The sequence below is a fragment of the Lacticaseibacillus absianus genome (assembly GCF_013407595.1).
Taxonomy (GTDB): Bacteria; Bacillota; Bacilli; order Lactobacillales; family Lactobacillaceae; genus Lacticaseibacillus; species Lacticaseibacillus absianus.
The window spans coordinates 35324-54923 of record NZ_JABEKX010000004.1; the positions used below are offsets into that span (position 1 = coordinate 35324).

Below are 19600 nucleotides of genomic sequence, written 5' to 3' on the forward strand. Positions count from 1 at the left end.
AAGGAGGAATACAGATGGTAGCACAATTGGCACGACAAGACGCCCCGGTGGCGTTGACTTGGAATTTGACGGATCTGTTCGCGGATGCGGCGGCCTTTGAAGCGGGGATCGCAGACCTTGCCCGCCAAGACGCGGCGCTCGTGGCCGCGCAGGACGAGTTCACGACGGACGCGGCGCATTTTTACGCGGTCGTGCGCGATCGCTATGTGGCGGAGAATCTGCTGGAGCGGCTCTATGTTTATGCCGAGCTATCGACTAGCCAGGATCAGACCGACGCGGCGGCGCAGCAACTACAGGCACATGTACAGCAAGCGCTGAGCGACCACGAGGCGGCCCTGGCCTGGCTGGATCCGGCGATCATCGCGTTGCCTGACGCGCAGCTTGCGGCGTTCAAGTCGGCCATGCCCGAGTTGACCCCTTACGCGCATCAGCTAGACGTGATCCGGGCGCAGCGCGGCCACGTCTTGGCCCCCGATCAAGAAGCCTTGTTGGCCCAGTTAGGGCAGAGCCTGAACGCGGCTGGTACGATCCAAGCGACGCTGGATGATGCGGATCTGACGTTCGGCCAAATCGATTGGCAGGGGCAACAGACGCTGACCAAGGGGTTGCTGGGCCAGGTCTACACGCGTGCGCCACGCCCGGTTCGCGCGCAGGCCGCAGAACAGTTCAGCACGAGTTACGTCGATCATCGCTACACGTTCGCCCAAACGCTCAATGCGCACGTGCACACCCAAAACGCGCTGGCGCAGCTGCGCCACTATTCGTCGGCTCGGGAGATGGATCTGAGTCAAAACCAGCTGCCAGAGGCGGTCTACGACACGTTACTGGCGCGCACGCACGCCCACCTGGACCTTCTGCACCGCTTCTACGGGCTGTACAAGCGGGTGCTCAAGGTCGATCCGATGTACAGTTACGACACCAAGATGCCGCTGAGTGGGGCAGAGCCACCGCTAGCACCGGATTACGAGGCATCTAAGGCAATTGCATTGCAAGCCTTGGCCCCGCTGGGCGCTGATTACCTGGCGCACCTGCAAGACGAGTTCGATCACCGGTGGATCGATGTGCTCGAAACGCGCGGGAAGACTTCCGGCGGTTTTCAGACCGGTGCGTACGGGACACATCCGTACATCCTCCTCAATTGGGCGGATACCTACCGCGACATGAGCACGCTGGTCCACGAGTCTGGGCATGCAATGCAGACCGTATACAGCGATGCGCACCAGGACTACTGGAATGCCGGTTACCCGATCTTCACCGCGGAGGTCGCCTCGACAACCAACGAGAGCCTGCTGAACGCCTACTTGCTCGAACAATATAAGGATGACCGGGAAAAGACGATCTTCCTGCTGACCGAAAGCGTTGCGGATTTTGTCGGGACGGTGTACCGTCAGGCGCAATTCGCCGAGTTCGAGCAGTACATGTACGAGACCGAGGCTGGTGGAACCCCGCTGACCCCAGATACGCTGACGCCGAAGTGGACCGAGCTTGCGCACACCTACCTCGGCCCGGACGTGGCCGACTCACCCTGGCCGAGCGCCGGCTGGGCGCAGCTCCCACACTTCTTCTATAACTACTACATGTACCAGTACGCGACAAGCAAGGCGATCGCGACGAGCTTCGCCCACCGGATCCTGACGGAAGGGGCGCCAGCCGTGGCGGCGTACAAGACCTTCTTGAGCGCCGGGGCCAGCGACACACCGGTCAACATCCTGAAGGCTGCCGGCGTCGATGTGACCGGGCCGGATTATCTGGATGAAGCCTTCGCCCAGTTCGAGACGCAACTCAATGCGCTGGCCGCGTTGCTGACGGTTTGAGGCGACCGGACGTACAATCGGAACCAAATAAACACAAAATCGAACAAAAAAGCGTTTACAAATCCATTGACGGTTGGTACACTACAAGTGTCGAAAGAAATATCGAATGTGGATTGTGACTATTGAATTAGGCAAGACCGCAGGCTGCGACGCCATCACTGGCGCGTGGTTTGTGGTTTTTTTATTTCCCTAGGAGGTGGATCGAATGCTCAAAATCGCCCAAGTCTTCAACAACAACGTGGCGCTGGTTGATCTGGACAATCACCGACAGGCTGTTGCGAAGGGGAAGGGGATCGCTTTCCAGAAGCAACGTGGCGATTCGATCGTACCGCAGCAGGTCGAGAAGCTCTTTTACCTTGAGACGGAGACCTCGCGGAAGAACTTGTATTTCCTCTTGAAAGATATTCCGATCGACGTGGTGACGACCACATACGAGATCATCGACATTGCGCAGCGCAAGTACCACCTCAGTGTGCTGGATTATATCTACATCACACTGGGCGACCACCTTTACGGTGCCTATCAGCGCCTTCGGGACGGTGATTATGTCGACAGCATGGTCCCGGATTTTCACACGCAGTACCCGGCGGAATACGCCGTCGCCCGCGAGGCACTGACGGTCATTGAACACGACCTCGGTGTGCGCTTCCCGGATTCCGAGGTCAAAAACATCGCGCTGCACTTCATCAACGCGACCGGCCAAAGTGCCGCGGAGCAGCCGTTCGATGCGCCTAGCTCGGCCACGATCAGTCGACTGGTCCAAACCGTGTTGCACCGCCACGGGATCCTGCGTTCCACGAGTAACAGCAATTATTATGACCGCTTCATGATCCATCTGCAGTATCTGATCGACCGGTTGCAGCGCGCCGACCAGGCTGCGGTGACGATCACCCCGACCGTCGCGATGGAGCTGGGCGAGACCTATCCGCGCTCTTACGCGATCGCATCGGAGATCTTCAACGAGATCAAGGACAATCTATATCCAGAACTGAGTGCAGACGAGCGCCTGTATTTCATCATTCACATCCAGCGGCTGATCAACGAAGCACCGGCTGCGGATGGGCACTGAGCCTGCATCCCCTCGACCGCTTGGCCGAAGGATAACCAATTAGGAGGATCGATCAATGAACAAAGTGTTTGATAAGCTCAAGCCGGCGTTCGAAGCCATTGCCGCTAACAAGTATGTGTCGGCGGTGCGTGACGGCTTCATCGCCTGCATGCCGATCATCATCTTCTCCAGTCTCTTCATGATGGTCGCTTATGTGCCGAATGCGTGGGGCTTCTACTGGCCGGACAATGTCACCAACACGCTGATGGTGGCCTATAACTACTCGATGGGGCTGCTCGCCCTGTTCGTGGCCGGCACGACCGCCAAGAACCTGACCGACAGCAAGAACCTTGACCTGCCGAAAACGAACCAGATCAACCCGGTCGCGGTGATCATCGCGTCCGAGATCGCCTTCATCATTTTGTCGATCTTACCACTGAAGACCGGCGTCGACCTGACTTACCTCGGGACGCAGGGGTTGATCTGCGCCTACATCGTCGGGTTGATCGTTCCAAACATCTACTATCTCTGCATCAAGAACAACGTGACGATCAAGTTACCGCCACAGGTGCCCGGTAACATCGCGCAGTCGTTCAAGGACCTGATCCCGCTGGGGCTGTCGGTCACCGTTTTCTGGCTGTTCGGCTTCCTGTTCAAGGCCGCGACCGGCACCGTCGTTCCGGCCTGGATCATTCAGGTCCTGTCGCCGGTCTTCAGTGCCAGCGACTCTTACGTCGGACTGTGTCTCATCGCGGGTGCGATGGCGTTCTTCTGGTTCTGCGGGGTACAGGGCCCATCGATCGTTTCGCCTGCCGTGATGCCGATCATGATCGCCAACACGGCGGCTAACCTGGCGCAGTACCAAGCCGGTGAGCACGTCTCTCACGTGCTGGCCCAAAACGCGATGGACTATGTCATGAACTTCGGCGGCACCGGGTCGACTTTCGTCATCGCCTACGTGCTGGTAATGGCGGCGAAGTCCGCGCAGCTCAAGGCGATCGGGAAGGCGGCTATTGTCCCGGCGTCCTTCTCCGTCAATGAGCCGGTCCTCTTCGGGCTACCGATCATCATGAACCCGATCTTCTTCGTGCCGTTCCTGCTCACCCCGATGGTCAACATTGCGTTGTTCAAGTTCTTCGTGACCACGCTGGGCATGAACAGTATGATGTATTACCTGCCGTGGACCGTTCCAGCACCGATCGGGATCATCGCGTCTACCGGCTTCGCCCCACTGTCGTTCGTGTTTGTCGGGGCCATCATCGTCCTCGATGTCTTGATCTTCCTGCCATTCTTCCACCAGTACGATAAGCAGCTGGTCGCGGAAGAGCGTGCTAAGGAAGCAGCGCTGATCGCCGATGGCGCGGTGGTCGGCGGAGTCACGTCTGAGGCCGAAGCGACCCCTGACGCCCCAGCGGCTCCAGTCGCTGACGGTGTGCACGGGGAAGACTACTTCAAGCAAAACGAGGTGGCCGTGCTGGTCCTGTGCGCCGGCGGCGGAACCTCGGGGATCTTGGCGAACGCGCTGAACAAACTAGCGAAGGCGCGCGGGTTGAAGTTGTCTGCGACCGCCCGAGCGTACGGCCAGGACATGGACCTGATCCAGAACATGGATATGGTCATTCTGGCCCCGCAGATGGAAAGTATGAAGGGCAACCTGGAAAAGATCACCGCGAAGTACGGAGTCAAGCTCGTCACGACGACTGGCCGGCAGTATATTGAGCTGACCAACAACGGGGATATGGCCCTGAACTTCGTCGAATCGAATCTGTAACAAGCATTGAGGAGGGAACAAACGTGAGTCATAGATTACCGAAGGACTTCATCATGGGTGGCGCAACGGCGGCCTATCAGGTCGAAGGCGCCACGCAAGTCGATGGCAAGGGCCAGGTGCTCTGGGATCCATACCTGGCCGCACAAGGGCGCTTCAGTCCGGATCCGGCGGCGGATTTTTATCACCGTTACGAGACGGACCTGGCGCTGTCGGAGCAGTACGGGGTGCAGGCGGTGCGGCTCTCGATCGCCTGGTCGCGGCTTTTTCCGACCGGCGACGGGCCAGTTGAGCCACGCGGCGTCGACTATTACCACCAGGTGTTTGCGGCATGCCGCAAACACCACGTCGAGCCGTTCGTCACGCTGCATCACTTCGACACGCCGCTGACCCTGCAGGCCGCAGGCGGCTGGCTCAGCCAACGGATGCTTGATGCCTTCGTCAAGTACGCTGAGTTCTGCTTCAAGGAGTTCCCGGAGGTCAAGTACTGGATCACGATCAACGAGCCGACATCTATGGCGATCCAGCAGTACAGCAGAGGGACGTTCCCGCCCGGTGAGACAGGCCGCTTCGATAAGACGTTCCAGGCTGAACACAACCAGAACGTTGTGCATGCACGCATCGTCAACGCCTATAAGCGGCTGCACCTCGGCGGCCAGATCGGGGTCGTTCACGCGTTGCAGACCGTCTACCCGTACAGTGATGATCCGGCTGACGTGCACGCAGCGGCGCTGCAGGACGCGTACGAGAACCGGCTTTACCTGGATGGCACGCTTGCTGGTGCTTACGCGCCGGAGACACTCGCTTTGGTGCAAGAGATCTTGGCGGCTAACGGTCAGCCGATGTTCAAGACGACCCCTGAAGAGCTCGACGCCCTCGACTTGGCGGCACACCAGCAGGACTTCGTCGGCGTGAACAACTACTTCAGCAAGTGGTTGCGCGCGTACGACGGGGCGAGTGAGATGCACCACAACGGGACCGGTGCGAAGGGGACTTCAGTTGCACGGCTGCACGGGATCGGCGAGGAGAAGCTGCCGGCAGGGATCGAGACGACGGATTGGGATTGGCCGATCTACCCGCAGGGGATGCATGATATCCTGATGCGCATCCACGACCAGTACCCGCTGGTGCCGGCGATCTACGTGACGGAAAACGGCATCGGGCTGAAGGAGACACTGCCGGATGGTGCAACACCGGCGACAGTGATCGCGGATCCGAAGCGGATCGATTACCTCAAGCAGTACCTGGATGCGGTCGCCACGGCGATCGATGACGGTGCCAATGTGCGCGGGTACTTCGTCTGGTCCCTGCAGGATCAATTCTCATGGACCAACGGCTACAGCAAACGGTACGGCTTGTTCTTTATCGACTTCGCGACTCAGGCGCGTTACGTGAAGCAAAGCGCGCACTGGTTCAAGCAAGTCAGTGACACACATGTGATCCCGGACTGAACCGGCATTTGGCGCCGAACAGCACCGGTAGCGCGAGTTGACCGTGTCAGCATGAGGACCGGGCGACCCGTTCGCAGCATCGCACCACAATAATCGGAGGTATACGGATGGCAACTAAAGAAGAGATTTCGATGGTCGGGTTTGCACTGGTGGCATACGCGGGCGATGCCCGCACCGCCGCCTTGCACGCCCTCGATGCAGCGGAGGCCGGTGAGTTCGAGAAGGCCGCAGCTTTGCTGGAGGAAGCGCAACGCGATATCAACGACGCGCACAACCAGCAGACCAAGATCCTCAGCGAGGAGGCCGGTGGCGCTAACATGGACGTGACGTTCATCATGGTGCACGGGCAAGACACGTTGATGACCACGATGCTCTTGATCGATGAGACCCGCTATCTGATCCGCCTGCTCAAGCGGGTCAAGGCACTCGAAGACAAGTGACCGAAGGAGGCCTGCGATGTCAAAGCTACTGATGCTGTTCGGGGCGCTGTGCTTGATCGGAGTCAGCCTCGCTGTGATCCGGCCGCGTGGGGTGCGTCGGGCTAAACAACGGCCCTATTCCGGCGGGGACTTGGCCTCGCTGGCTGCGGCTGCGGTCATCACGACCGCAATCTTGCTCTATAAGTTTGGCTGAAATACGTAAGTGGGGGCCGTGACGATCGTCACGGCCCCCTGTTTGTGTGCTCGGTGAAGCCCAGTTGCGTGGCAGGCCCAAGACCGGCGCGGACCGCTTGCGACGCACGAGCCTACGGGCCAAGTGTGATGGCGCGCTGAGCACCGCGGCCTGATCAGTGGGGAAGGGCGACTGGTCAGCGTCCAAAGCACCCTTGGTCGCAGCGCCGCTGATCAGGCCGCTGTTTCGGGGCACGCCTTGACCCCAAGGGGCGCGCGTGCTATTCTTGAACATTATTTAACCGAAATGATTACGATTAAGTTGGGCTTGACAGCGGGGCCAAAGCTGGTAAGATATTAATTGTTAATCGTAATGGTTACGATTTAATCCAAAACATGGGGGAACATTATGAAGTTGACACATTGGCTTGCTGGGGCCGTGCTAGCGCTTGGGGCCGCGCTAACCCTAAGTGGCTGTTCGACGCATGCGGCATCAAACAAACTGACCGTCGTCTCGAGCGTGGATTTTTACGGGGAAGTCGCCAAGGCGGTCGTCGGGGACTACGGGACGGTGACCAGCGTCATCGATAACCCGGACATCGACCCGCACGACTATGAGCCGACCACGGCGGTCGCCAAGACCGTCGCCCGGGCGAATGTCGTGATCGTCAATGGTGGCGGCTACGATTCTTGGATGGATAAGCTGGTCGGGGCCGATAGCGGCACAGTCAAGGTGGTATCGGCGGCCAAGGTGGTCGGGATCCGTGACGGGGAGAACGAGCACGTCTGGTATAAGCCCGAAGTGATGCCCAAGATGGCGCGCGCGCTGGCGAAGCAGTTCGGGGCGCTGGACCCCAAGCACCGCGCAGCCTACACCGCTAACGCAACGGCGTACATCAAGAAGTTACAGCCGCTGACGGCGCAGATCGCGCGCCTCAAGGCGAAGGCCGCGGGACAAGCGGTGGCGGTATCCGAGCCGGTCTTCAGCAACGCCCTGAGTGCGCTGGGTTACCGGATCATCAACCCGCATTTCGCCGCTGCGGTCGAGGAGAGCACGGACCCGAGCCCTAAGGATATCCGTGAGCTGACGGCCGCGATCAAGCACAAGCAGATCGCCTTTTTCGTCCAAAATGTCCAGGTCGAAAGCAAGGTCGTCAGCAACATCGTCGCGCAAGTCCGCGCCGCCGGGATCCCGGTCCTGAAGGTGACCGAGACCATGCCGGCCAAGCAGACGTACACGAGTTGGATGATGAGCCAGTACGCCCAACTCGAGAAGATCCAGAACACCCAAAAGTAAAGGAGAAACAGATGGCAAAAACCGCTAAGATCGAAAAAGCCAAGCGCCAGCAGGCCTTGGTCCTCAAATACGCCGCCAAGCGCGCCGCGCTCAAGGCGGCGGGTGACTACGCTGGTCTCGCACAGCTGCCTCGCGATTCCAGTCCGGTGCGCTTGCACCATCGCGACCAGCTGGATGGCCGGCCGCACGCCTATATGCGCAAGTTCGGCCTGTCGCGCTTGAACTTCCGCCAGCTCGCCCACGCCGGCCAGATCCCCGGCGTCAAAAAGGCCAGCTGGTGATCCCCGAAGGAGGAGACTCAGATGACCCAGACCAAGACTGTGACCGTCGCGACAGCGCGGCGTGAGATGAAGAGCCCGAACATCAAGACCCGCAAACGCGCCTTGCGAACGATCAAGGCCGCTAAGCGGCAGGGCAAAGCTTAGGCAATGACTGATCAGCTGGCTTTTTGGCCCGGCGCGCACTGCGCCCGACCGGGGTAACACAAGCCGGACAAGCGTGGCCCCTAGCAAAACTTGAATGAAGGTTTTGCTAGGGGCTACGCGTATATTCTGGGCTAGTCCCACGTCTATCTCAGCCCCTTCGGCGTCTCGGCGCCTATTGTTGCGACGCGCCCACTGCGGTACATTAGACGGGGGGAACTGGGTAGTAGAAGGAGACCAACAGGATGGACTGGACAACGATCAAGACCGTGATCACCGTGATCTACACGCTCAACGTGATCGGTGCGGTGATTACCGTATTCCGCGAGAAGCGCGACATTGCCGCGACCTGGGCGTGGCTGCTCGTGTTGAACTTTGCCCCGCTGATCGGTTTCATTGCGTATTACTTCTTCGGCCGCAAGCTGTCGCGCCGGCAGTTAGACAAGATCCGGGTGCAGCCGCACGCTGAGCTCAGCGCCGTGTTGGCCGAGCAGCAGGCGCGCCTGCCCAAGCCTGATCCGGCTGACACGCATGTGCAATCGACGGTCAAGAGCATGATCCGGGAGTTCCAGAATACGGATCAGAGCTTCGTCACACTGAACAACCAGACTGCGATCTTCACCGATGGGACGACGCTGTTTCGCGATATGCAAAAAGAGATCGCGCTGGCACAGCACAACGTGTTCGTCGAGTTCTACACGTTCTACGATGATCAGCTGGGCAACACGATCCGTGACACCTTGATCGCCAAGGCGCAAGAAGGGGTCACCGTGCGGGTGCTGTATGATGCCTGGGGGTCGCTGGGGACCAAAGGCACGTTCTTCGATCCGCTACGCGAAGCTGGGGCGATCGTCGAGCCGTTCCTCGGGATCCGTTCGCGGTTCGATTTTCGTCTGAACTTCCGCAACCACCGCAAGATCGTCGCGATCGATGGCTGGACCGGCTACATCGGTGGCTTCAACATCGGGGACCAGTACGTTGGGCGCAGCCAAAAATTCGGTCCGTGGCGGGACACGCACCTGAAGGTCGAAGGCGACGCGGTCCTGGCGCTGCAGCAGCAGTTTATCTGCGACTGGGACGCGACGGTGCCCAACCACCCGTTGGACATCAATCAGACGCATTTTCCCAAAACGGTCGGCGGTCTGGGCACCACGATGATGCAGGTCGTCACCAGTGGGCCACACGACGACCTGGAGCAGATCAAGCTGGGCTACCTCAAGATGATCAACGCCGCGCGGGAGACCTTGTACATCCAGACGCCGTATCTGATCCCTGACGACGCGGTGCTGACAGCGCTGCGAGGGGCGATCCACTCTGGGGTCGATGTGCGCGTGATGATCCCGCACATGCCAGACCATGCCTTCGTCTACCGCGCCAGCCAGTACTACGCACGCGGTTTGGCGCAAGATGGCGCCAAAGTTTACTTCTACGAGGCCGGGTTCCTGCACGCCAAGGTCGTGGTCGCAGATGGGGCGATCGCCTCGGTCGGTTCGGCCAATATGGACTTTCGCAGCTTCAAGCTGAACTTCGAGGCCAACGCCTTCGTTTACGACCGGGTCGTCGCGACACGGCTGAACAAGCGGTTCTTGGCTGACATCACGCACAGTCGGTTGGTGACCGCGGCAGATTTTGCCCACATGTCACGCTGGTTGCGCTTTAAGCAGACCTTCTCACGGCTGATCTCGCCGATCCTGTAGCGGGGGCGACCGGCCGCAAACACGCCTTGCAGCGCTGCAGGGCGTGTTTTTGGTACGCGCCAAGCGCAGGCTGCCATGGCGCGCGCGTCAGTCGCCGTCGCTGACGCGCTCAGGCGCTGCGGTGACCGCATCGTCGTCCGGTAGCGCCGGCTCAGCCACGCGCTGGTCGACGAGCAGGGTGGCGGCGAGCAGTACCGCCGCACCGCCGCCAAAGGCCCACCAACCGGCGCTAGGCGTTAGCAGGTTGGCCAGACCGAGGAAGACGAACTGGCCGATAGGGGCGCCGATCAGGGCGAGCATGTCGATGACGCCGGAGACCTTGGCCAGCTGGTCCTCAGGTACCAGACGCATCATCATCGCGGAGATGCGCGGATTGATCTTGCCCATCATGTAACCGAACGCCGGCATCAGGATGAGGATCAGCACCCGCGAACCGCCCCAGATGAAGGCGGCACTGGCGGCCACGAGCAGCGCCGAGCTGATCGCCATCAGCTTCATCAGCGGGCGCTTGGCGAACAGGTCGTGGGCCAGTAACGACCCGGCGATCAGACCCAGCGAGGTAGCGATGTTGAGCAGTGCGACGGTGGTCCCGTAGTTGCCCCAGTATAGGTGCGGTGCGCTGAGCAGGGTGACGTTCATCAGGGCCCCGGTGGAGGCGCCGAAGAGGTTGAAGGCCGTCGCAATTAGGATCACCGCGAACAGGAAGTGCTGGGTGACCAAAAACCGCAGAGCGGCCGGGATGCTACGACGCATTGGCACGCGCGGTGCGGCGACTGCGGCGATCGGCGGTTGAGCGGCCAGTAGCACGCGGCGCTGGTTGAGCAGCACGGCGGCCGCGGCGACGAAGGTGAGCGCGTTGATCAGACCGAACACGCTGTAGTTGTGGTGCAGTAGCACGATGGCCGTTGCGCCGAGACCTTGGAAAATAATCTGGACGGTGGTGTGGCTCGCCGTGGTGAAACCCATCGCGGCGTTCAGCTCGTTGCCGGGGATCAGCCGGCGCAGCAGCGGCATGCCCAGGCCGTTAGCGTACTGGCCGCACAGGTCGGACATAATGTTGATCGCCAGCAGACCGATGAACAGCGGTAGGCTGTGCGGTAGCGCGATCGCCACTGCCAGCAGGCCGAACAAGGCGGCCTGAGCCAGGCGCGCGGTGATCATCCAGCGAACCTTGCGCCGGGTCTCGTCTGCCAGGTAGCCGGTGATGATCGCCAGTAGGCTGGGTAGCAGCCCGGCCATGGACGCCAGCGACACGGCGAGGGTGCGAAACGGCATCTGGCTGGCGTAGACGATGAAGACGATGTTGTACAGTGAATCGCCGATGCCGCTGAGAACATTGGCGTTGAGGGAGGCACGGTAGCCGCGGTTGGTGAGGTATTCGTGCATAGAAGCCACTTCCTAACTTGTGATTGTGTCTTCAGTCTAGCGGGCGTATTATCCAAGTTGAGCGATTTTTAACTATAGTCAAAAAAACGTAGGCGACGCCCAGGAGGGTCAGATGGACGACGGGACATTATTTCGCGAGCTGCGGCGCAACCGACACTTGACGCTACAGCAGGTGGCCGACGCGACGAACTCGGTGGCGGCGATCAGCAAGTTCGAGCGGGGGCTACTGGCCATCGGCTTCGCGCGCTTCGAGCACCTGCTCGGGCGCATCGAGGTGTCGCTGGAGGAGTTCGTGTTCCTGCGCGCCCAGCGCACCGTCCAGCTGCCGGCGCCGGATGAGGCCAACCGCTACCGGGAGGGGGCCTTCAACAGCCAGGATGACCCGGTGTTCGAGGCGCTGATCCAGCGCATGGGTGCGCTGACCTCGACCGGGGTGGACGACCCGGCGATGATCGCCGACTTCGACACCGACGTCGCGCGCTACCTGCAGCCGGCGGACGGCCACGTGCCGACGCGCCGTGAGCGGTTCTCCGCCTTGATGATCCAGGTGATGCAGGCCGTTCTGCGGGGCAATGAGCTGGGCCGCCGCGCCGATCAGCACCCAAGAATTGGGGTGCTGATGGCGAAGCTTAACGAGATGGTGCGGCCGCTGGTCAGCTACCTATACTCCGTTGAAACTTGGGGGTACTTCGAGCTCTACTGGTTCTCGGTGTTTCACATCTTCATCGCTAACGATACGAGCCATCAGCTGTTGCGCGTGGCGCTCACTCGATCCGAGCAGTACGCGCTATTTCCCAGCGTCCAGCATATGCGGGTCGACCTGTTATTCGGCGTGTTCACCGACTTCATCAACGCGCGCCAGCTGCAGTGGGCGCAGGCCGCGTTAGCCGAAGCGGACCGCCAGATCCAGCGCACTGGCGACCTCGGACACGCCAACAACCTGCTGTTCTGCCGCGGTTGGTTCCAGATCATCGCCGGGGACGTCGCCGGCGGGACCCAGACCTGCCAGCAGGCCATCAGCATCGAGCGCATCCTGGGCGTGCGCTCCGATCACGGCTATGCTGACGTCCTGCGCATCATCTTGCGCAACCAGGAAGACGGGAGCAGCGCGGCGTTCTATATGTAAAAACATTGTCTACAACCATTTTTGTGGTATGCTTAGGAGGTTCACGCAATGCAATTATCACGAAACTTATTGGAGGCACTCACATGCAAAAATTAGTTGCTGAATTTATGGGGACGTTCCTGCTGGTCTTTCTCGGTAGCGGGGCGGTCCTGTTCGCGAAAGGTGACGCACTGACCATTGCGATCGGCTTCGGGCTGGCGATCACGATCTCGGCGTACGCGTTCGGCGGGATCTCTGGCGGTCACTTCAACCCGGCGGTCACCACCGCAATGGTGATCAACGGGCGGACGCCGCTGATGGATGGTGTCGGCTATGTGATCGCACAGATCATCGGTGCGATCGCGGCTAGCGGCGCAGTGCGCGTGATCGTTGATGCCCTGAAGCTGCCAACGACGCAGATGGCGCAGACGGACTTCCCCAAGCTCAGCGTCGGGGTCGCGTTTTTCGTTGAAGCCCTCGCAACGTTCTTGTTCCTGATGGTGATCTTGGCGGTCACGGCCGACCGGTTCGGCAACGCCGAGTTCGCAGGCTTAGCGATCGGGGTCGCCTTAATGCTCCTGATCATCTTCTCCGTCAACTTGACGGGGGCGTCCCTGAACCCGGCGCGGTCCATCGGGCCAGCGTTGTTTGCTGGCGGCACTGGGTTGAACCACTTGTGGCTCTACATCGCCGCACCTGAAGTCGGCGCGATCTTGGCCGCATTCGCCGGGCGCTTCCTGCTGGGCACTGAAGATTAGACGAACCACGAGCCGAGGCTAAGTCCTCGGCTTTTTTTGTCGGGTGCTTGGTCTGGGCAAGCCTCGGTCGTCAACCAACAGATGATCACTTGTGACCTGATGCACATAAAAACGTTAACACGACTGTAGTATTAGACGTATAATATAACCGGTGAGGTGAATGACATGAAGGTCGAACAGGCAGTGGCCGTATTACAGGCACGGGGGTTGGTGAGCAACGCGGAGACGGTCCGGCGCTGGATCAGAGCGGGCAAACTGCAAGCGACGTTGTGCAGTCGTAAGGCGGGATATGACATTGATGAGGCTGATCTGGCGGCATTCGTCGATGCGCGAGACTGGCATCAAGTCAAGCAGGTGAAGGCCCGTGAGGCGGACCGTTACCAACAAGGGGTCCAAGCAGGTCAGGCGGAGATGAGGCGCGCCTACGAGCAGCGCCTGAAGCAGCTGATCATTGCAGGCGCAGCCGAGGCCGAGTTTGCGATCGGACGACTGGAGTTACAACGGGCGGTCTTGGCGGATCCGGCGACCACCCGTAGTCAGGCGATCTTGATCGGTTTGAACCGCGACTTCTTCGGGCCATACGCGAGCAAGCCTTGGTCGAAGATTGTGGTCCGGGTGACTGGCGAGTGGCTGACCTGGCAGCAAGGGCAGATCGTGATTCACTGGCCGGAGCTCGTCGCAGCAGGTCCGCACCCCGATGCCGGGTGGGTGCTTCGAGTGATCGTGATCTGGGCGCAACGGCGGTTTCAGGCCTGAAGGCTAGGCTCGTTAAGGGCCTTTTTTTGTGCCTGCGTTTATCACGACAGTTATATTAGGCAAAAAACGGGGCGATTAAATAACGAAATTCAAAGTGGCACGAACGCGACGAACAAATTGGTGATACGCGTGCTGTGGATCGCTAAAGGCGTCGCGATAGACTCGAATCGTCGCTTATCACGACTGTTGTAATATCGAATCGAAAACTATTTAACAAAAACGGCTTAAAAAAGAACAAAAAACCCGTTGACACGAAATTGTGAAACTGTTTACAATTACGACTGTGTTCAAGGCCTGACACCGATCATTATGACCAATACGGCCAATGCAGCCGTGTGTGACCACGAAGGAGGATGGTTTTATGAGTAGTACGGGTTCTAAAGTGCAATCATTCATGCAAGAGAAGTTATTACCGATCGGGACGAAGATCGGGGGCGAACGGCACCTTGTTGCGATCCGTGATGGGTTAGTGACCACGATGCCACTGATCATCGTGGGCTCTGTGTTCGTGATCTTGTCGAGTTTTCCGTGGCCGGCTTTCAACCAATTCATTGCGGGTATGTTCGGGGATCAGTGGCAGGCGAACATGAACTTCGTCGTTGATGCGACGTTCAGTGTGATGGCCCTGCTCGATGCCTTCACCATCGCTTACAGCCTGGCGAATTCATACAAGGTCAGTGGCGTCTCAGCCGGCCTGCTGTCCCTATCGACGTTCATTCTCGTGACACCGATGTCTAAAACTGGGCTGGATCTCGCTTATCTAGGGAGCAAGGGCCTGTTTGTGGCGATCCTGGTCGCGCTGGTCTCAGCCGAAGTGTTCCGGTTCTTCGTGCAGAAAAACATCGTGATCAAGTTGCCAGACAACGTGCCGCCTGCAGTCAGTCGCTCCTTTGTTGCCCTGATCCCATCGGGGGTGACCTTGACGCTGTTCTGGGTCGTTCGCTTGCTGATCTCAACGATCGGGCACACGAACATCCACGATATGATCTACACGTTCGTCGGTCAGCCGCTGTCGGCGATCGGGGACGGCTATGCGGGTGGGGTCTTTGCCATCCTGGTGACGTCCGTCTTCTGGATGGTCGGGATCCACGGCTGGGACCTGGTGCTCAGTGTGATGCAGCCGACTTGGCTGCAGTTCGTGGATGAGAACCGTGTGGCCTTTCAGGCGGGCAAAACGATCCCGCATATCCTCAACTACACGTTCATGAACGTGTTTGTCTGGGTTGGCGGGTCTGGTGTGTTGCTCGGGTTGGCCCTACTGTTGTTCTTCAAGAGTAAGAGTCAGTACATGCGACAGATGGGGCACCTCGGCCTGCCACCGACCGTCTTTGCGGTCAACGAGCCGCTGATGTTCGGGCTCCCGGTCGTCATGAACCCGCTGATCCTTGTGCCGTATGTGATCTCTCCGTTGGTCTGCTTCACGCTGTCGTATGTGTCGATGGCGATCGGGTTAGTGGCTCCGGCGGTCGTCTTAGTGCCGTGGTCGATGCCGCCGATCATCGGCGGCTACTTAGCCACCGGTGGTCATATTTCAGGGGCGATCTTGCAGGTCGTGATCATCGCGGTATCGACGATCATCTACTACCCGTTCTTCAAGATGATCGATAACAAGGCGTTGCGTGAAGAGCAGGGCGACGAAACCGTCGCAGATTAGAGGAGAAAGCTGATATGGTTGTGAAGCGATTATTGAATTGTACGGCGAGTGACTTTGCGCAATTCGGGCGTGCGGAATTGGTCGCGAGTATCGCGGCAAGTGCGGGGCGCACGATCCTCGCGGAGAATGATGTGGCGCTGGATCCGATGACGAAGAACATTACGAATGCGGAGTATGTGGCGGCTTTTGGGACGGACCTGATCCTGCTGAACTTGTTCGACTTCGGTACTCGGGCGATCAAAGGCCTGCCGGCCAGCGACGATCCGATCCGGCTGCTGAAGAAGCTGACCGGTCGGCCGATCGGCGTGAACTTAGAACCGGTTGACCCAGACGCGACGCTGAGTGAGACGACCAAGGCGATCTCGTCCGGTCGAATCGCGAGTGCCACTAACCTGAAGCTCGCATCGACGCTCGGGTTCGACTTCATCTGCCTGACGGGAAACCCTTCGACAGGGGTGTCTAACCGTGAGATCACGGCGGCAGTGCGGCTGGCCAAGCGTCATTTCAACGGGATGATCATTGCGGGTAAGATGCACGGCGCGGGAGTCTCCGAGCCGGTGATCGATCATCAGATCGCCAGTGATTACATCGCGGCGGGGGCGGATGTGATCCTGATCCCGGTCGCCGGGACGATCCCGGGGTTGAGTGAGCTGGAAATGAGCGAGATGGTGCATTTTGTGCATGAACAAGACCGGCTCGTCATGGGGGCGATCGGCACGACGCAAGAAGGGGCGGACGTCGGGACGATCCGGGCGCTGGCACTGACGAGTAAGCGTGCGGGTTGCGACATCCACCACATCGGGGACGGCGGGTTCTCCGGTCATGCGGACCCCGAGAATATCCTGCAGTTGTCCATCGCAGTCCGCGGCAAGCGGCACACGTTCCACCGGATGGCCTTGTCTGTCGAACGCTAAGACGTGGCTTGCAGCGGTGGCGTACCAACATTGCTGCAAGCAATACCCCCGAGCACGCTGATCGTAGATCGGCGTGTTTTTTTGACTCGTGACGAGACCGGTGAGGAGACTCGGCCAGTCCCGTCGACTGTGGTTGCAAAACATGTGCGAACGGGGTACAACAGAAAGAGCGATACCGAGGAGGGCCACACATGACCGTTTTAGACTTAGCGAATTTGATCCAGTACCGGGAGCACGCGATCGCCAGTCGGTCGTTCGGGCGCAAGCTTGGCATCGACTTACCATTCGTCGCCTATGCCTTTGATGCTGGCGAGTGCATCAGTAACGAACGATCGGTGCTGACGCGACTGATCCAGGTGATCGATGGCACACTGATGGTGGTGGCCGCAACGACCACGGCGGTCACAGCCGGCCAGATGATCGTGATCCCAGCCGACACGCCACACATGCTGCGTGCAGACGAACGGTGTCGGTTCATTCAGATCGAGACGAAATGAGGAGGGCCCCATGGCATATATTGAAAAGATCGCCCAGGCGCAAGTCCTGGACCTTAAGGCGCAGATCCCGCTAGACGAAGATCAGGTCAACAGCCGGACCTTGGTCCAGCGGCCAGACCTCGGCATGACCCTGTTTTCGGTCGCGACTGACCAGGAGATCGGCGGCCATTCGGCGACCGGAGATGCGCTGGTCAACATCCTGAGCGGCGTGGCCGAAGTCAGGATCGAGGCGGCGACGTTCACCGTTCACGCAGGGGAGTCGATCGTGATCCCCGCTAACGCGCGCCATTCCCTGTACGCAGTCGAGGGCTTCCAGATGCTACTAGTCGTCGTTAAGCCGCAAGTCTGATACACTCGCCAAAAATGCCCGTCCAGCGATCGCTGGACGGGCATTTTGTGTGGGGCTACGCCTTGACGGCGACGACTTCCTCGCCGGCCTTGTGGGTCCCGGCCTTGAGGAGTTTGTATTCAGATACTTTTTCTGTGTTCGTGATCACGACGACGATGTCGGTGTCTTTGCCGCTGGCCACGACTTGGTCGAGGTCCATGTCGGCGAGTAACGTCTCAGGGGTCACGTGATCGCCGGCTTCGACGTGGACGGTGAACGGATCGCCGTGCAAGGCCACAGTGTCGAGTCCCATGTGCACCAGGATCTCCAGGCCGTTATCCATCTTGATCCCAATCGCATGCTTGGTTTCAAAGACGGACAGGACCGTGCCGACGACGGGTGAGTGGATCTGGCCGTCCGCAGGGTGAACGGCGAAGCCTTGGCCCATCATTTTAGTTGAAAAGACGGGGTCGTGCACCGCCTCGATCGGCATCACGTCACCGTTGACCGGGGCGTAGAGGTAATCGAAGTGCACTGAGGTGGTGTCAAGGGTCACCGCGTCAGGAGCTGCAACTGGCGCAGCAGGCTGAGCGTCTACGTCGGTCGCTGGCGCGGTGGCGGCAGCTTCATCAACGAATTCGACTTTGTTGAGGAACTTGACTTTCCGCAGGACGAAGGTCAAGACGAACGGAACGGCGATCGCGATCAACATCCCGATGGCAAAGGCTGGGATGAATTGGCCGACGATGGAGAGGATCCCCGGTAGCCCACCGACCCCGATGCTGTAGGCACGTACGCCCATGATGGTGACGAACATCCCGGCTAGCCCGGAGCCGATCATCGCGGCGACGAATGGGTAGACGTACTTCAGGTTGATCCCGAACATCGCGGGTTCGGTGACGCCGAGGTAAGCGGAAATGGTGGACGGCACGGAGATCTGCTCTTCCTTCTTGTTTCCGCGGTGCGCGATCGCGACAGCAAGGGTCGCGGAACCCTGGGCAATGTTCGACAGTGCGATCATCGGCCAGAGGTTCGTGCTCTTATAGGTGGAGATCAGTTGGGCGTCGATCGCCAGGGTGGTGTGGTGCAACCCAGTGATCACGACTGGTGCGTACAGGGCACCGAAGGCAAGCCCGAAGAGCCAGTTGAACTGGCTGGTCAACCCGGCGTTCACAGCAGCGGAGATCGCATCCCCGATCTTCCAGCCGATCGGGCCGAGGATCGTGTGTGCGGCCAGGATGGTCGGGATCAGCGAGAAGAATGGCACGAAGATCATGGAGACGGATTGTGGGATGTATTTCCGGAAGAAGCGCTCGAGGTAGACGAGCATGAAGCCGGCTAGCATCGCTGGGATGACTTGTGCCTGGTAGCCGATCATGTTGACATGGGCAAACCCAAAGTCCCAAAACGGGATCTTGCTCGCTGGCGTGCTCGCGACCGCGTAAGCGTTGAGCAGTTGTGGGGAGACTAATGTGATCCCCAAGACGATCCCGAGGATCTGCGTGGTCTTCATCTTCTTGGTGATGGACCAGGTGATCCCAACTGGGAGGAAGTGGAAGATCGCTTCACCAGGCAGCCAGAGGAAGGCGTTGACGCCGCTCCAGAACTGGGACTGCTGAACGATGGTGGAGCCGCCGAACTGCACGCCTTCCAAGATGTTGCGGAAGCCGAGGATCAGACCACCGACGATGATGGCAGGCAACAGCGGCGTGAAGATCTCAGCTAACGTGGCGATCGCTTTTTGGACCGGGTTCTGGTGGGCCTTCGCCGCGGCCTTGGCGTCTTCCTTCGAGCCGCCGACCATGCCGGCGACGTCCACGAAGTCATTATAAAAATCCGGGACTTCGTTCCCAATGATCACTTGGAACTGACCGGCGTTGGTGAACATACCGCGAACGGACGGGATGTCCTCGATCGCTTTTTTGTTCGCCTTATCGTCGTCGTTCAACACGAAACGCATACGTGTGGCGCAGTGGGTAAAGCTAGAAATATTGGCGCTGCCCCCGATCTCGTCGAGCAGCTTTTTGGCGTCTGATTGGTACTTACCCATGAGCGATTCCTCCTTAGTGGATAACTTGTATAGATGAGTTCGTA

19 protein-coding genes are annotated in these 19600 nt (G+C 59.4%); 17 read left to right on the forward strand and 2 right to left on the reverse strand.

Annotated features, from left to right (window positions below):
* Positions 1–14: 14 nt before the first annotated feature.
* The 10 genes from pepF to cls all read left to right on the forward strand — a co-directional run bounded on the left by pepF (position 15) and on the right by cls (position 10108).
* Entirely contained in the window at positions 15–1814 is a 1800-nt protein-coding gene (gene pepF, locus HII33_RS12045; RefSeq protein ID WP_179396063.1) for an oligoendopeptidase F, read from the forward strand.
* 205 nt (positions 1815–2019) lie between these two features.
* Positions 2020–2883 (forward strand): transcription antiterminator LacT, encoded by an 864-nt coding sequence (gene lacT, locus HII33_RS12050; protein WP_179396064.1) that lies wholly within the window; start codon positions 2020–2022, stop codon positions 2881–2883.
* 55 nt (positions 2884–2938) lie between these two features.
* Positions 2939–4633, forward strand: coding sequence for a lactose-specific PTS transporter subunit EIIC (locus HII33_RS12055; protein ID WP_179396065.1), 1695 nt, complete (start codon positions 2939–2941; stop codon positions 4631–4633).
* A 23-nt stretch (positions 4634–4656) separates the two neighbouring features.
* Entirely contained in the window at positions 4657–6081 is a 1425-nt protein-coding gene (lacG, locus tag HII33_RS12060) for a 6-phospho-beta-galactosidase (protein ID WP_179396066.1), read from the forward strand.
* 107 nt (positions 6082–6188) lie between these two features.
* Positions 6189–6521, forward strand: a complete 333-nt coding sequence (lacF, locus tag HII33_RS12065) for a lactose-specific PTS transporter subunit IIA (protein WP_179396067.1) — start codon at positions 6189–6191, stop codon at positions 6519–6521.
* 16 nt (positions 6522–6537) lie between these two features.
* A complete protein-coding gene (locus tag HII33_RS12070) occupies positions 6538–6714 on the forward strand; it encodes a hypothetical protein (protein WP_179396068.1) in 177 nt (58 codons plus the stop codon).
* Between the two features lie 387 nt (positions 6715–7101).
* On the forward strand, positions 7102–7989 hold the full coding sequence (locus tag HII33_RS12075; RefSeq protein ID WP_179396069.1) for a metal ABC transporter solute-binding protein, Zn/Mn family: 888 nt from the start codon (positions 7102–7104) through the stop codon (positions 7987–7989).
* Positions 7990–8000: 11 nt separating this feature from the next.
* Positions 8001–8270, forward strand: coding sequence for a 30S ribosomal protein S14 (gene rpsN / locus HII33_RS12080; RefSeq protein WP_179396070.1), 270 nt, complete (start codon positions 8001–8003; stop codon positions 8268–8270).
* Positions 8271–8291: 21 nt separating this feature from the next.
* Positions 8292–8414 (forward strand): putative metal homeostasis protein, encoded by a 123-nt coding sequence (locus HII33_RS12085; RefSeq protein WP_179396071.1) that lies wholly within the window; start codon positions 8292–8294, stop codon positions 8412–8414.
* A gap of 242 nt (positions 8415–8656) precedes the next feature.
* Positions 8657–10108 (forward strand): cardiolipin synthase, encoded by a 1452-nt coding sequence (gene cls, locus HII33_RS12090; protein ID WP_179396072.1) that lies wholly within the window; start codon positions 8657–8659, stop codon positions 10106–10108.
* Positions 10109–10195: 87 nt separating this feature from the next.
* Here cls and HII33_RS12095 read toward each other — a convergent pair whose 3' ends face one another.
* Positions 10196–11494 carry an MFS transporter gene (locus HII33_RS12095; protein WP_179396073.1) on the reverse strand — a complete coding sequence of 433 codons (1299 nt, stop codon included), beginning with the start codon at positions 11492–11494 and terminating at the stop codon, positions 10196–10198.
* 112 nt (positions 11495–11606) lie between these two features.
* On the opposite strand from HII33_RS12095, the gene HII33_RS12100 reads away from it, so the two are divergent.
* The 7 genes from HII33_RS12100 (at position 11607) to HII33_RS12130 (ending at position 17527) form a co-directional block, all read left to right on the forward strand.
* On the forward strand, positions 11607–12620 hold the full coding sequence (locus tag HII33_RS12100) for a helix-turn-helix domain-containing protein (RefSeq protein ID WP_179396074.1): 1014 nt from the start codon (positions 11607–11609) through the stop codon (positions 12618–12620).
* A gap of 83 nt (positions 12621–12703) precedes the next feature.
* On the forward strand, positions 12704–13357 hold the full coding sequence (locus HII33_RS12105; protein WP_179396075.1) for an MIP/aquaporin family protein: 654 nt from the start codon (positions 12704–12706) through the stop codon (positions 13355–13357).
* Positions 13358–13522: 165 nt separating this feature from the next.
* Positions 13523–14113: a hypothetical protein gene (locus HII33_RS12110; protein ID WP_179396076.1), complete on the forward strand. Its 591-nt coding sequence runs from the start codon at positions 13523–13525 to the stop codon at positions 14111–14113.
* Between the two features lie 361 nt (positions 14114–14474).
* A complete protein-coding gene (celB, locus tag HII33_RS12115; RefSeq protein ID WP_179396077.1) occupies positions 14475–15767 on the forward strand; it encodes a PTS cellobiose transporter subunit IIC in 1293 nt (430 codons plus the stop codon).
* 14 nt (positions 15768–15781) lie between these two features.
* The gene (locus HII33_RS12120; RefSeq protein WP_179396078.1) at positions 15782–16681 is read left to right on the forward strand and encodes a DUF7916 family protein; all 900 of its coding nucleotides are present in this window, start codon (positions 15782–15784) and stop codon (positions 16679–16681) included.
* 191 nt (positions 16682–16872) lie between these two features.
* Positions 16873–17178, forward strand: coding sequence for a cupin domain-containing protein (locus HII33_RS12125; RefSeq protein ID WP_179396079.1), 306 nt, complete (start codon positions 16873–16875; stop codon positions 17176–17178).
* 10 nt (positions 17179–17188) lie between these two features.
* Complete coding sequence (locus tag HII33_RS12130; protein WP_179396080.1) at positions 17189–17527, forward strand: cupin domain-containing protein; 339 nt, start codon at positions 17189–17191, stop codon at positions 17525–17527.
* Between the two features lie 55 nt (positions 17528–17582).
* On the opposite strand, the gene treP is transcribed toward HII33_RS12130, so the two are convergent.
* Positions 17583–19556 (reverse strand): PTS system trehalose-specific EIIBC component, encoded by a 1974-nt coding sequence (gene treP, locus HII33_RS12135; RefSeq protein ID WP_179396081.1) that lies wholly within the window; start codon positions 19554–19556, stop codon positions 17583–17585.
* Positions 19557–19600: the final 44 nt, after the last annotated feature.